The organism is Corallibacter sp. (genome assembly GCF_048381695.1).
GTDB classification, from domain to species: Bacteria; Bacteroidota; Bacteroidia; order Flavobacteriales; family Flavobacteriaceae; genus Corallibacter; species Corallibacter vietnamensis.
The window spans coordinates 325790-338148 of the sequence record NZ_JBLXHI010000001.1; the positions used below are offsets into that span (position 1 = coordinate 325790).

Consider the following 12359-nt stretch of genomic DNA (forward strand, 5'->3'; position numbering starts at 1 on the left):
AATTAGTTAATTTTTTCAAATATTACAGCGGTATTACATCCTCCAAAACCTGATGCGGTTTTTAAAAATATTTGTAGCTGTTTTGTTGGTTGTTTAGTTTCTTTTATAACATTTATAGGTTGGGAAACACCTAATGTATCAAATCCTTTAGAGGCATAAAGCATATTGTTTTTTAAAGCATGCATGCCAACAATAGTTTCTAGTAACCCTGAAGCACCTAACGTGTGTCCAAAATAACCTTTTAAGCTATTGACAGGAATGTTTTGTAATTGACATCTATTAAATGCAATAGCTTCCATTTCGTCATTAAAAATGGTTGCTGTTCCATGAGCTGAAATATAATCAATTTCTTCGGGTTTTATTTGGGATTGAGATATAGCAGACTGAATACTTCTGTAAAGACCTTCGCCAGTTCTAGACGGTCCAGAAATATGGTTGGCATCATTGCAAGAGCCTTCACCCAGAATACTTACGGCTTCTTTAGCTAGATTGTTGTTACTTTTTGTTATTAAAATACTTGCAGCAACTTCGCCAATATTGATTCCAGTGCGGTTTTTGTCGTAAGGCTTACAGGGTTGACTGCTTAATGCTTGAAATGAGTTAAAACCTGATAAAATAAAAGGCGTTACAATATCACCACTTGTAATAAACACATGGTCATAAATACCTTGGTTTATGTAGCGTTTTGCAATTGCAACTGCTAGTATACCAGAAACACAGGCGTTTGAAACTATTATAGCATCATTTTTGAAATTAAAAAAAGATGTTATGGCTTTTCCTAATTCACTTAAGTAAGCTTTACTTTCAGGAAATGGGTTGCTGGTGTCTAAAGCATCAATATTTCCTTTTGTTGTAGATATAATTAGCCCAACACGATCTGTGATTTTAACTTCAGAATCTGATATAACCTCACTTAAAGAGGTTATCATCATTTTTTCTAACCGAGTATAGGATTCTTTGGGATTTAGCTTATTAAAAGCAGTATCCAAATCGTTATTGTTTATTAAAGCCGAATAAAAATCTTGTGGTAAAATATTGGGGTCACTAACAAGTTGTAGTCCAGTTATTTCGTTTTTTATGTTATCAACAACGGTATTACTGTCAAACCCTAATGATGAGATAATATTATTATATGACGCGTAAATGTTATTCATCAAGAAGCCCTACGTTTTGTTTCCAAGTTTTAAAAAAATCTGGAAGATTAAGCCATAAATCGCCTTCACCAATGTTATCAACAAAAACCTGAACGGTTTCTCCGGTACAAACTAACTCTTGATTTTGATTATAAATCTCATAGCGAAATACCATTTTTGCAGCGGGACTATCTACATAAATTGTTTTTACAGTAGCAATATCACCATATTTAAGTGGTAATTTATGGTCGGTGCTAGATTTTACAATGGGTGTAGCAAAACCATGTTTTTTTTGATCTAAATATGAGATGCCATGATGCCTTCCAAAGGCTTCACGACCGTCTTCAAAATATTGAATATAATTACCATGCCAAACAATTCCAAGAGGATCAGTTTCAACAAAACGTACACGTACTTGACTGGTATGCGTTATTTCTTTAGACGGCATTTTTCTTTTCATTATAAACAATTGCAATTAAGGTGGTTATTATAAAGAATAATAATAGCAAAATTATTTCAGGTAGAATGTCCCAAAAAGAACCATTTCTTAAAAAAACATCATAAAATGCATTTAATCCCCAATTCATAGGTGAAATATGAGAAAGTGTTTGCATAATTTTAGGCATAATAAAAACAGGAACCCAAACACCTCCTAATGCGGCCAAAATAACAACAAAAGTAGCACCAAATGGAGCAGATTGTTCTTGGGTTCTAGCAATGGTTCCTAGTAATAAACCTAAACCAATAGCTGCAAGACCTGCAAATGTAGCAACGACAAAGAGTAATGGTAAACGACCTGAAATGTCTAAAGTTGGTAATCCTAAATGCGGAAATAAGTAAACACCTATTAAAAGCATTAATACAAACTGAATTAAACAAACAATAAGGTAAACAACTGTTTTTCCTCCTAAAACCGTAGCGTAAGAAACAGGATTTGTTCGTAATCTTACAAAAGTACCTTGACTTTTTTCCTTTACTATATTTATTGATAATGGTACAATAATAAAAAATATAGCAAATAATGTCCAAGCAGGAACGTTGTGTTGTACCGAGTTTGGAATCATTTCTTTATCGTCATCTTTTGGTAAAATTTCTTTGAAAGTGATAAAATTATCTGTGGCAAAAATGGTTTCTGAAGGATCATCAGTGATTTGTTCTTGAAACGCTTTGTAAATAGACTGAGTTTCTATTTTTGAAATCATTTTGTCAATGCCATTTTTTACAGAGCTTTTAAAAGACACTTGCGTGGCAGGATCAAAATATAATTTTACTTCTTTGCTTTGAAATGGTGAGCTCGCTTCTTGATTTTTAGAATCACTCATGCTGAATTTAGCAATGATGCCTTCAACATTTTGAGCAACTTTTTGCTCTAACCCTTCAGATAGTTTTTCAGGAATAATAATGGCTAACTGATATTTTCCGCTAAAAACGAGATCCTTTGCTTCTTCTTCGGTATTCTTTTTTATGATTTCAAAAGCATTAGAGTCTTGTAGTCCGTTTAATATGGTTTCAGAAACAGAACCTTGATCATTATCAACAACTAAAATAGCTATTTTGGCATCTGTTACTGTTTTAAAAGTTCCGTCTTGAATAAGCGTTATGGTTACAATAAGCACCAATGGCATAATAAAAAGAATGGCAATGCCACCAATGTCTCGGGTAAGCAATAAGAGCTCTTTTTTTGTGGTTGCCAGTAATTTATGCATGATCTCTTAAGGCTTTTCCGGTTAGACTTAAAAAAACATCCTCTAAATTATGAGCGCCTTCTTGATTTTTTATTAGGGTTTTGGGTTCTCCTTTTATAATAATTTTACCATGGTCTATAATACCAACTCGCGTACAGAAGTTTTCAGCTTCATTTAAGTGATGTGATGTGTAAATAATTGTGGTTCCGTTACTATTTAACTCTTTAAGAAATTGAATAATAACGTTTTTAGATTGCACATCAACACCAACAGTTGGCTCATCTAGAAATAATACTTTAGGGTCGTGTAAAATACTAGCAATAAGATTTACACGGCGTTTCATTCCGCCAGAAAATGTGTTTATTTTTTTATGGGCAAAAGGTAATAGACCTAAATAATCTAGTGTGTTGTTTATTTTTGATGTTAGTTTAGAACCTTTTAAACCATACATGCTACCAAAGTACTGTAAGTTTTCAAAAGCCGTTAAAGATGGATATAATGCATACTCTTGCGGAACGATACCAATACGTTGTTTAAGCACGTTTTTATTTTTCTGGTATGTTAAACCATCAATTGTAAAAGATCCAGAAGTTGGTTTTATTAACGAGCATAAAATTGAAATAAGTGTGGTTTTACCAGCGCCATTAGGACCTAATAGACCAAAAATTTCTTTTTCATCAATATACAAGTCTAAATTGGTTACTGAATAATGATCAGCACCTTTATATTTTTTTGAGACTTGTTCAACGTTAATCATGTATTATTTTATGGCTTTCTTTAGTTTTTTAAAGAAGATTTCTTCTTTATCAGCAATAGTTTCTAATTGTGATGCAACATTGTTGTAAGCATCATCTTTGGCACTTCTATTTTTATAAATACGAGAAGCATCTAGGGCAAAATCACGCCAAAGGTCTCCAATATTAGTCATTTCATTAGACAATTCAGAGAGTTTAGGGTTGTTTAATATTTTGCTTGATTCTTGTAAAAAAGCAGCAAAAATATATCTAAAACCGCCGCCGCCGGTTCCTATTTCTTCTTGCATTCTAACAACTTGACCTAAATAGTGATTAGCAACTTTATTGCCTTTTTTCTTTGGCCACTTTCTTATAAGCTTTGCGACTTTTCTGATACCTTTTACACCAACAATTGGAATTGGTGCTAGCATATCGCGACAGGTTTGTTTTATTCCTTTTATTATAGCCTTTTCTAGCTGTAATTCTTTTGGAAAATCTATAGGGTAATACATATGACCTTTAGGAGCAAAAGCGCCTTTGGCAAAACGTACTTTTTCTAATTGTTTATCTGTTAGTGTTGTTACGGTTTCCATAACAGGATCACTTATTAAATACGTGTCATTTTCTTTGCCGTATACAATTAAGTTATGGGCATTAAAATGAAATCTATATTCGTCAGGGAAATAAACCAAATTATAGACACCAACTTGTAAACCTACAGGATTGTTGTTTTTTAAGTTTTCGTCAAGTCTAGCTTTGGCCTGCTGTGGGTTTTTAAATTTCTCACGCTTTATTTTAATTCCAACACGCTTGGCAAATTTTTTAAAAATAAATCCAGGCATTGCACGATAGGTTATTGCAGGTGCGTGGTTTACCATTAATAATGGAATATAACAAAATAATAAACCAGAGCCAATACCAAACGCCATGGGTTCACTAACGTTAAACCCGTTGTATTTCATTAAATTAGAAATCACACCATTTTCGCAATGTGCAGATTGATGATGCGTGAAATTAATTTTCATGTAAAGTGATATTTTTTAATTGGTCTATGTTTACCTCAAAAACATCAGCATATTTTTGCAGTGTTTTTTGTGATAATTTATTAAAGACTTTGGGTTTAAAATGACGTTTTACGCGCCATTGCCACATACCTACATAACTAGCTAATATTTGAGGATCCATTTTGTGGAATTCCATATAGTATTCTATAGGGCTAGTTTCGTTGTTTAGCACGCGATTTTTTGCAGTAGAAATGCGTTCGTTTATCTCTTCGATTGCGTTATCTAATGCTATTGTTTTTGGCGCCCAACCTGTACTATGAGCTGTTGTATACTCGCCGTTTTCATCTACAGCATAGCATAATTCTTTGAAATTAGCAGACTCTAAATTACTCTTGTCTTGAGGGACTTCATTCTTCTTCATAAAAAATCTATTTTAATTCTTGAATGACTAAATTCATCTCACAAGATACTAATTCTTTATCGTCTTGAGAGATAATACATTCTAAAGTACAAATGCTATAAGCATCTGTATCAAACCTAGATTTTAAATTGGCTTTAGATATGATGGTTGTATTTACTTTTGGGCACTCTTTTATTGTGACGTTTTTTATCGCACTAATAAAACCTATAAGTTTTGTGCCTTTGCCTTCTATATCGTCATCTTCAAAATAACTTTTACCCACAATGGCAGAACATGTTTGGGCGGCATTTTCTACAAGGCCTACTTCGTTAAAGTAGCCATTGTCGTTAAAAATACAAGAACTTTCTATTTTGAATGAGGTTGCAACGTGTTCGTCATCAATAGATAACACATTATCTACCATTAAAAATGGTTTTCTGTGAGGAAGAAATTTTGTGATATCTAAATTTTGAAACCTATTCATTAGCTAGCAATAACTGTTTTCATTTCCCCTGAAGCAATTTCTTCATTATTGGAGTTAAAAGCTTTTACTGTAACCATGGTTACTCCCATAAACTCATGTAGTATTTGAGCTTCGGTGGTTATGGTTTCGTTTAGTTTTGGTAGTTTGTTAACAGTTACTTTTTTTATAGACCCTATGTAACCTGTAGGTGCTTGTTCGCCTTTTAAAAAGTAATCATAGCCTGTATGTAAAGCTACTGTTTGTGCCATATTTTCAACCAAACCAGGTTCAAGAAAAACACCGTTTTCTACAAAGATATTTGTGTCTAATATTTTTAATGAAGATACAACTTTAGTTTCAGAAAAATCTACTAACGTATCTACCATCACAAAAGGTGCTTTTTGCGGTATTAGGTGAGATATAGTTGTTATTGGTAAATTGCTGGCTGTCATTTTAACAAACAGTTAAAAGCGCATAAGCATAAGCAAAACGCGCACTTTCTGGAACAGAAAGTAAAATTTTATCACCTTTTTTAAGTTTTCCAGAAGTGGCTAACTCCTCAAGCATAATATAAATTGATGCTGCACCAACATTTCCTACTTTGCTTAAATTCATAAACCAGTTTTCCCAAGGGATTTCAACACCTTGATTAACCATTTCTTGGTATAGGTTTTCTTTAAAATAGTAAGAAGATATATGAGGTAAATAGTAGTTTATTTCTTCTGGTTTTACACCGTGTTTTTCAAGAGCCATTTTTAAGCTATCTACACCTTTAACAAGAATATTTTCACCAAGAAGTTTTACATCTTGTTTCATAGCAAACAATGATTTTTTACTCCATTGGTCTGAAGGATATTCGCTCCAAGGTTTTAAAAAGCCATTATCTAATTTATCTCCGCCGGCATACATACATGCTTCAATTTCATGAGCATAAGAGTAGCCTTCCATCCATTCTATTTTTAACGGCATGTCACCATTAGGAGCATCTTCTAATAAAAATGCGCCTGCGCCATCAGATAGCATCCAGCGTAAAAAGTCTTTGTTAAAAGCTAGTATTGGGTTTTCTTCTAGCGATTCTAAATGTTTTACTTCATCTTCAAAAATATCAGATTTCATCCATGATGATGTTCTTTCAGAACCCGTAGAAACAGCGTTTTTTGTTTGTCCAGATTTTACTGATAAGTAGGCGTATTTCATCGCGTTCATTCCTGAACAACATGCGCCTGATGGTGAATTTATTTCTATATTCCCATTTTTTAAAAACCCATGAACCATAGCTGCATGAGATGGTAATATTTGGTCTGGACTTGAGGTTCCACAAGAAAGCACTTCAATATCTGATGGTTTTAAATTTTCATCAAATAATTTTTCAACAGCCTCTTTTGTAAGTTGCGCATTATTGTGCGTTATGTTACCATTGTCATCTATAGCATAATATCTAGTTTTTATTTGGTTGTTACGTAACACAATGCGTCGTCCTTTTGAGGTTTTCCCATTGATTGTTCCTAATTTTTCTTCCATCTCATCATTGGTAATGGGACGGTTTGGTAAAAACTTTGATATTTTGGTAATGTAAACTTCCTTCATTTTTTTTAACATCTTCTATTTTAATACAACAGATGAGTAGTATTTCTTGTCTTTTTTTATTTTGCCATACAAAGGTAAATAAGTGAACAAAAATAAGATAAAAACTATAGGTGAAATAATCCAAATAGCAAATAATAGGTAATAATTAAATATTTTAACCCAAAATGCTCTTTTTGGTGTGTTTTTTTCACTTTTAGAGGTGATTATTTGGGCCCATTTTGAGAATATGACATTTCCGCGAGTGTCCATAGTTACTAAAAATGGTTTTACGGTTACTGCTTTTTTCTTTAAAAGGCTATTTTGCAATGTACTAAAATCATTTTTAAGTATGTGTTTTACTATTGTAGGGCTAAATCTACTTGCATTATCTATATCTTTTTGTGCTACACCTGGTTTCGGAAAAATACCGAGAAAGCGTTCTTTTTTTCCAGAAAACATCCATTGCGCAATTGTAATAACGCTTATGTGGTTTATATGATTGTCTACTAAAGCGATATTACCAACCAAATTTGCTTGTAAGGTTTTTAGCTTGTGTTTCATTTTTTCTTGAGCCATCATCCAGAGATTCCTACAGCCTATTACTGTAACAACATTTGTGTTGTTAAATAGTTTTTTAGCGTCATCGGTATTTAAAAATGATGTTGTAGGTAATGATGGCGTTAGGTACCAAACTTGATAACCAAATATTATTAAATCATATTTTTTTTCTAGTATATGTTTGGGTACGGCTTTTACTGGTCTTGCATTTTGTTTGTAAGTATCTGGAAATACACCATAAAATTCTTCTTTACTCCACGGAAAAGGAAATGGTGTTTCCATTTCAATTTTATGATAGTCTATAGTTAATTCGCTATGATTAACCATATCAGATACAACGTTATTGAGTATTTCTGTGAGTTGCCCTGATTGTGAATAATGTAAAACTAAAACGTGTTTCATGGTTGTTTTTTGTTTTGGGTTCCCCAGAAATCAAAATAGTTAAACCATTGCAATGGGTATTTTTCTAGCATCCAAGATACACTTTCTGTATATTCTTTAAGTAAGGCTTGTGCATCTTTTTGTTTGGCTTTAGCTTTTCTTGCATATAAATGATAGTGTGTATTGGTTTCTTTCATTACATACACAAATAGTACAGGCACTTTAAGTCTTGATGCTAATAAGAATGGGCCTGCAGGAAATTTGGCTTCTTTATCTAATAAAGATTCTGTTAGGTATTTAGAGTTGTCAATGTAACGATCGCCAGTAATACAAACAAGTTCGTTTCTAGCCAATGCTGCATTTATTTCAAATATATGTGATAAATCTTCCTTAATAATAATTAAGTTAATATTAGATTTTTTTGTAACGCTTTCAATGTATTCTTTTATAGCTGTGTGTTCTATATCTGTTGTAAGTAAGCTTATTGAGGCGTTTTCTTCTAACTCCCCAAAAAAATGTTCGGCAATTTCAAAGTTACCAACATGTGCACTTATAAGAACGCCACCTTTTTTTCTTTTTAAAGCATCTTTAATGTGGTGAACACCATCAAATTGATAGGTGAATTTGTCACGTAATCCAGATGATATAGCGACTTTGTCTATAATGGTTTTTCCAAATACGTAGTAGCTTTTATAAATGCTTATTAGGCTTTTGCCACGTGAGTATTTTAACCGTTCATTAAAGTAATAGTAAATAGCTTTAGAGCTATTCATGGCAAATAACACAAAGTAAGCAGCAACAAAGTATAGAACAAAATATGCTGCACGTAATCCTAGATTTTTCATACAGAACACAAATATTCTATACCCAAGAACAGTTCCTCTGGATTTACCTTTCCATTCAGCAGCCATAAAAAATTACAATTGCTTTTTTAGCTTAATTTATTTTCAATTAGGTTGTAAAAATCCTGAAGTGATACAACGTTCACAAAGTCTTCACCTACTAGTTTTACTCCAAAGTTAGACTCTACAGCAACAACAAGGTCTACAAAATCTAAACTATCTAACTCTAGGGTTTCTTTTAAATTTGCTTCTGGTGAAATATCATCTTCCTCAACTTCAAATTCATCTATAAGAAAGTTGTTTATTTTCTCAATAATAACTTCTTTATTCATTTACACTTTTGTTTTTTTAATTATTAATGCTGAATTAGTTCCGCCAAATCCAAACGAATTTGACAAAAATACATCAAATTTTTTATCTAAAGTTTTACTTACTAAATTTAATTTAGAAGCGTCTTCATCTGGTTCGTCAAGATTAATGTTTGGTGCTATAAAATCATTTTGCATCATAAGCATTGAGTAAATGATTTCGCTAGCTCCGGCCATCCAGCACTCATGTCCTGTCATAGATTTTGTTGAGCTTACATAAGGACCGTTTTCACCAAAAACTTCAAATATAGCTTTTGCTTCATTGGCATCACCAACTGGTGTTGACGTTGCATGAGCATTGACATATTCTATAGCAGAGGCATTGATGTTTGCTTGATTTAAAGCCATTTTCATAGCTCGTGCAGGTCCGTTTACATTAGGAGTTGATATATGTTCTCCGTTTGATGAGAAACCATAGCCTATTATTTCTCCTAATATTGATGCGCCACGTTTTACAGCAGATTCGTAAGTTTCTAATACTAATGTTGCTGCTCCGCCACTAGGAACCAGGCCATCTCTGTTTTTATCAAAAGGTCTTGATGATTTTTCTGGGTGTTCAGTGTTTAATGAAAACACTCCCAATCCATCAAAACTACCCATTGCTATTGGGTTTATTTCTTGAGCGCCACCACAAATTATACATTCTTGTAAGCCACCTTTTATAAGTTGATAAGCCATGCCTATGGCATGAGAACCACTTGCACAGGCTGCGCTTATTGTGAAATTGATACCTTTTAACTTAAAAATTGTAGATAAATTCATTGTTACAGAAGAATTCATACCTTGGAATATAGCTCCTGAACCTACTAGTGTAGTGTCTTTTTTGTCTCGAATTTTATCTACAGAATCTACAACAGATTTTGCTGTACTATCATTACCATAAAGAATACCTACATCATTAGTTTCAAAAAAATCGTCTGTAATTTTTGCGTTTTTAAGTGCTTCTAAAGTTGCTATGTATGCGTATTCTCCTTCTTCACCAAGACTTATACGTTGTCTTCTAGATAATAAATTTTTTAGGTTAGGTTGTTTTACCATACCTGTTAAAGGGGAACGATATCCGTAAGGGATTCGGTTTTCGTCTATAACAATTCCAGATTTACCATGATACAGAGATTCCTTTACATCTTCTAAATTTTCTCCAATACAAGAATATATCCCCATTCCTGTTATCACAACTCTCTTCATTTTTTAAAAATTTACGAGTAAATACCTCCGTTAATGTTTAAAACTTCTCCAGTAATATACGAAGCTTTTTTAGAAGCTAAAAATGAAACAGCGTGTGCTACTTCTTCAGGTTCTCCAAATCTGTTAACTGGTATAAGGTTTTTTAATTCCTTTTCATCAAGTTCAGCAGTCATATCAGATTTTATAAAACCTGGAGCTACAGCGTTTACGGTTATTTTGCGTTTTGCAACTTCTTGAGCAAGAGCTTTTGTTGCTGCTACTAGAGCACCTTTTGCGGCAGAATAATTGGTTTGTCCGGCAGTTCCTTTTACACCAGATACAGAGGCTACGTTTATAATTCTTCCGTATCTGTTACGTAATAATTTTTGAATTAAATGGTTTGTGACATTATAAAATCCGTTTAACGAGGTGTTTATAACATCTTGCCAATCGTTTTGTGGCATCCACATGAATAGCCCATCTTTTGTAATACCGGCATTGTTTACTATAACTTCTATAATGGCGTCTTTGTTTTGGTTTTGCCAGTTGTCTAAAGCTGTTTTTACATCTTCAGAATTTGTTACGTTAAACTTTATGATTTCGCCAGTGTTTCCTTCAGATTCAATCGCTTTTAGGGTTTCTAATGCAGCAGATTCGTTGCTGTTGTAATTTATTAAGATATGGTAATCAGAATCTTTGGCTAGTTGTATGCATATTGCTTTTCCAATTCCTCTTGATCCACCTGTAATTAAGGCACATTTCATTTATTGGGTATTGTTTAGTTGGGGTAATTAGTTTGTTAGGTTTTCTGGGTTGGAATTTATTTAAATAATTCCAAATTTTCAAATGTCATGTTTTTTAAGGTGTTTCCTTGAGTATCTATATACATCCATGACTTTTTTTCTTTTACTCTAGCTAGTCCGTCTATGAAACCTTTTTCTGGATTTTTGCTGAATAAAGAAGCAAATCCGCCAGCAGTAATGACATAGTTTTCTGGAATAACAAGTTCACCTTTTTTATTTATAAAACCCCATAGTTTTTTAGTTTTCACAGGTGCAAGACCGTCATCACTGAAAGTTTCAGCGTCTCTATATTGCATTGGAACAATAAGTTCTCCTTTTAGGTTAATATAACCCCATAGTTTTTCGTTTGAAACTGGAGCTAAACCGTTTTTAAAGGCTCTTACTTTGTCAAAAGAAGGTTCTATAATCCATGCTCCTTTTTTGTCTATAAAACCTACTTTTTCACCCTTTTTGGCATATGTATAATCAGGGTTGTTTGAAAAATCCCAAATTTTATTTGCGCCAGAAACAGGTTTGAATTCTCCGTTTATTATAAGTCCGTAAGTTTCTCCTTTATTAGCTACAATGTTGCCGTTATAAAAGTTGCTTACGCCATCATATTCTGTTTTTACAAGATATTTTCCTGTAGGGTCTACTAATCCCCATTTGTTGTTTTCTAGAACTTTTGAGTAGCCGTTTACAAAATCAAAAGCTTTGGTGAATTTAGGTGATATAACGACATCGCCTTTTGTGTTAATAAAACCAATTTTATCTCCAGATTTTATTACTGCATAACCTTCGCTAAAATCGTATAGCTTATCTGTTGAGACATTGGTTAAGGTTTGTTCTCCTTTTGTGTTGATATAAATCCACTCTTTATCTTTTAAAACGATAGCTAAACCAGAGTTAAAAGCTTTTGTTTTGTTGAATTGAGGTTGTATAACCCATTCGCCTTTTCTGTTTACGTAGCCCCATAAGTCTCCGTTGCTAGTAGCTTCGGCTAAATCTTCAGAAAAATTCTTTGCAGTTTTAAACTGTGGTTTAATGTGCCATTCTCCTGCTTTTGTGATATACCCGAATTTACCGTCTTTTCTAGCTAAAGCAAGTTCTTGTGTGAATCCTGTTATGCTTAATAAAAGCAGTCCAAATAATAGTAACTTTGTTTTCATAATGAATGTTTTAATTATGTTTTATTTGTTAATGGCGCTATCATAATAAAGTTAACAGTAGGGTAGGAATAAAACGGTTTTTGTAAAGATAAGAACTAATTTTTAGA

At 33.0% G+C, this 12359-nt stretch carries 15 protein-coding genes; all 15 read right to left on the reverse strand.

Translation table 11 applies throughout. The features are described from left to right. Positions 1 to 2: 2 nt before the first annotated feature. From ACN5J3_RS01580 to ACN5J3_RS01650, 15 genes are read right to left on the reverse strand one after another with little or no spacing between them, the layout of a single operon-like run. Positions 3 to 1154 carry a beta-ketoacyl synthase N-terminal-like domain-containing protein gene (locus tag ACN5J3_RS01580; protein ID WP_418510532.1) on the reverse strand — a complete coding sequence of 384 codons (1152 nt, stop codon included), beginning with the start codon at positions 1152 to 1154 and terminating at the stop codon, positions 3 to 5. Continuing rightward, positions 1147 to 1593, reverse strand: a complete 447-nt coding sequence (locus ACN5J3_RS01585; RefSeq protein ID WP_344727356.1) for an acyl-CoA thioesterase — start codon at positions 1591 to 1593, stop codon at positions 1147 to 1149. The genes ACN5J3_RS01580 and ACN5J3_RS01585 overlap by 8 nt, the downstream gene beginning before the upstream one ends. After that, positions 1571 to 2839 (reverse strand): ABC transporter permease, encoded by a 1269-nt coding sequence (locus tag ACN5J3_RS01590; protein ID WP_417290746.1) that lies wholly within the window; start codon positions 2837 to 2839, stop codon positions 1571 to 1573. The genes ACN5J3_RS01585 and ACN5J3_RS01590 overlap by 23 nt, the downstream gene beginning before the upstream one ends. After that, complete coding sequence (locus ACN5J3_RS01595; RefSeq protein ID WP_418510533.1) at positions 2832 to 3575, reverse strand: ABC transporter ATP-binding protein; 744 nt, start codon at positions 3573 to 3575, stop codon at positions 2832 to 2834. The genes ACN5J3_RS01590 and ACN5J3_RS01595 overlap by 8 nt, the downstream gene beginning before the upstream one ends. Before the next feature lie 3 nt (positions 3576 to 3578). Then, complete coding sequence (locus ACN5J3_RS01600; RefSeq protein ID WP_418510534.1) at positions 3579 to 4577, reverse strand: BtrH N-terminal domain-containing protein; 999 nt, start codon at positions 4575 to 4577, stop codon at positions 3579 to 3581. Continuing rightward, complete coding sequence (locus tag ACN5J3_RS01605; RefSeq protein ID WP_418508950.1) at positions 4567 to 4977, reverse strand: hypothetical protein; 411 nt, start codon at positions 4975 to 4977, stop codon at positions 4567 to 4569. Before ACN5J3_RS01605 ends, ACN5J3_RS01600 begins: the two co-directional genes overlap by 11 nt. 7 nt (positions 4978 to 4984) lie before the next feature. Continuing rightward, a complete protein-coding gene (locus ACN5J3_RS01610; RefSeq protein WP_417290742.1) occupies positions 4985 to 5440 on the reverse strand; it encodes an ABC transporter permease in 456 nt (151 codons plus the stop codon). Beyond that, positions 5440 to 5871, reverse strand: coding sequence for a hypothetical protein (locus ACN5J3_RS01615; protein ID WP_417290741.1), 432 nt, complete (start codon positions 5869 to 5871; stop codon positions 5440 to 5442). The genes ACN5J3_RS01610 and ACN5J3_RS01615 overlap by 1 nt, the downstream gene beginning before the upstream one ends. 1 nt (position 5872) lies before the next feature. Continuing rightward, positions 5873 to 7006 carry a beta-ketoacyl-ACP synthase III gene (locus ACN5J3_RS01620; protein WP_418510535.1) on the reverse strand — a complete coding sequence of 378 codons (1134 nt, stop codon included), beginning with the start codon at positions 7004 to 7006 and terminating at the stop codon, positions 5873 to 5875. A gap of 15 nt (positions 7007 to 7021) precedes the next feature. Beyond that, positions 7022 to 7945, reverse strand: a complete 924-nt coding sequence (locus tag ACN5J3_RS01625) for a dialkylrecorsinol condensing enzyme DarA (protein ID WP_418510536.1) — start codon at positions 7943 to 7945, stop codon at positions 7022 to 7024. After that, positions 7942 to 8835 carry a lipid A biosynthesis acyltransferase gene (locus ACN5J3_RS01630; protein ID WP_417290739.1) on the reverse strand — a complete coding sequence of 298 codons (894 nt, stop codon included), beginning with the start codon at positions 8833 to 8835 and terminating at the stop codon, positions 7942 to 7944. The genes ACN5J3_RS01625 and ACN5J3_RS01630 overlap by 4 nt, the downstream gene beginning before the upstream one ends. A 20-nt stretch (positions 8836 to 8855) precedes the next feature. Beyond that, a complete protein-coding gene (locus ACN5J3_RS01635; protein WP_418508953.1) occupies positions 8856 to 9098 on the reverse strand; it encodes an acyl carrier protein in 243 nt (80 codons plus the stop codon). Continuing rightward, positions 9099 to 10322 carry a beta-ketoacyl-[acyl-carrier-protein] synthase family protein gene (locus ACN5J3_RS01640; RefSeq protein WP_418508954.1) on the reverse strand — a complete coding sequence of 408 codons (1224 nt, stop codon included), beginning with the start codon at positions 10320 to 10322 and terminating at the stop codon, positions 9099 to 9101. It lies immediately after the preceding gene. Between the two features lie 11 nt (positions 10323 to 10333). After that, positions 10334 to 11065: a 3-oxoacyl-ACP reductase FabG gene (gene fabG, locus ACN5J3_RS01645; protein WP_418510537.1), complete on the reverse strand. Its 732-nt coding sequence runs from the start codon at positions 11063 to 11065 to the stop codon at positions 10334 to 10336. A gap of 56 nt (positions 11066 to 11121) precedes the next feature. Then, positions 11122 to 12252 carry a WG repeat-containing protein gene (locus ACN5J3_RS01650; protein ID WP_418510538.1) on the reverse strand — a complete coding sequence of 377 codons (1131 nt, stop codon included), beginning with the start codon at positions 12250 to 12252 and terminating at the stop codon, positions 11122 to 11124. Positions 12253 to 12359: the final 107 nt, after the last annotated feature.

Bases quoted from the DNA above. Each gene is read 5' to 3' on its own strand.
- ACN5J3_RS01580 (WP_418510532.1), bottom strand. From the start codon at position 1,154: ATGAATAACATTTACGCGTCATATAATAATATTATCTCATCATTAGGG.
- ACN5J3_RS01585 (WP_344727356.1), bottom strand. From the start codon at position 1,593: ATGAAAAGAAAAATGCCGTCTAAAGAAATAACGCATACCAGTCAAGTA.
- ACN5J3_RS01590 (WP_417290746.1), bottom strand. From the start codon at position 2,839: ATGCATAAATTACTGGCAACCACAAAAAAAGAGCTCTTATTGCTTACC.
- ACN5J3_RS01595 (WP_418510533.1), bottom strand. From the start codon at position 3,575: ATGATTAACGTTGAACAAGTCTCAAAAAAATATAAAGGTGCTGATCAT.
- ACN5J3_RS01600 (WP_418510534.1), bottom strand. From the start codon at position 4,577: ATGAAAATTAATTTCACGCATCATCAATCTGCACATTGCGAAAATGGT.
- ACN5J3_RS01605 (WP_418508950.1), bottom strand. From the start codon at position 4,977: ATGAAGAAGAATGAAGTCCCTCAAGACAAGAGTAATTTAGAGTCTGCT.
- ACN5J3_RS01610 (WP_417290742.1), bottom strand. From the start codon at position 5,440: ATGAATAGGTTTCAAAATTTAGATATCACAAAATTTCTTCCTCACAGA.
- ACN5J3_RS01615 (WP_417290741.1), bottom strand. From the start codon at position 5,871: ATGACAGCCAGCAATTTACCAATAACAACTATATCTCACCTAATACCG.
- ACN5J3_RS01620 (WP_418510535.1), bottom strand. From the start codon at position 7,006: ATGAAGGAAGTTTACATTACCAAAATATCAAAGTTTTTACCAAACCGT.
- ACN5J3_RS01625 (WP_418510536.1), bottom strand. From the start codon at position 7,945: ATGAAACACGTTTTAGTTTTACATTATTCACAATCAGGGCAACTCACA.
- ACN5J3_RS01630 (WP_417290739.1), bottom strand. From the start codon at position 8,835: ATGGCTGCTGAATGGAAAGGTAAATCCAGAGGAACTGTTCTTGGGTAT.
- ACN5J3_RS01635 (WP_418508953.1), bottom strand. From the start codon at position 9,098: ATGAATAAAGAAGTTATTATTGAGAAAATAAACAACTTTCTTATAGAT.
- ACN5J3_RS01640 (WP_418508954.1), bottom strand. From the start codon at position 10,322: ATGAAGAGAGTTGTGATAACAGGAATGGGGATATATTCTTGTATTGGA.
- fabG (WP_418510537.1), bottom strand. From the start codon at position 11,065: ATGAAATGTGCCTTAATTACAGGTGGATCAAGAGGAATTGGAAAAGCA.
- ACN5J3_RS01650 (WP_418510538.1), bottom strand. From the start codon at position 12,252: ATGAAAACAAAGTTACTATTATTTGGACTGCTTTTATTAAGCATAACA.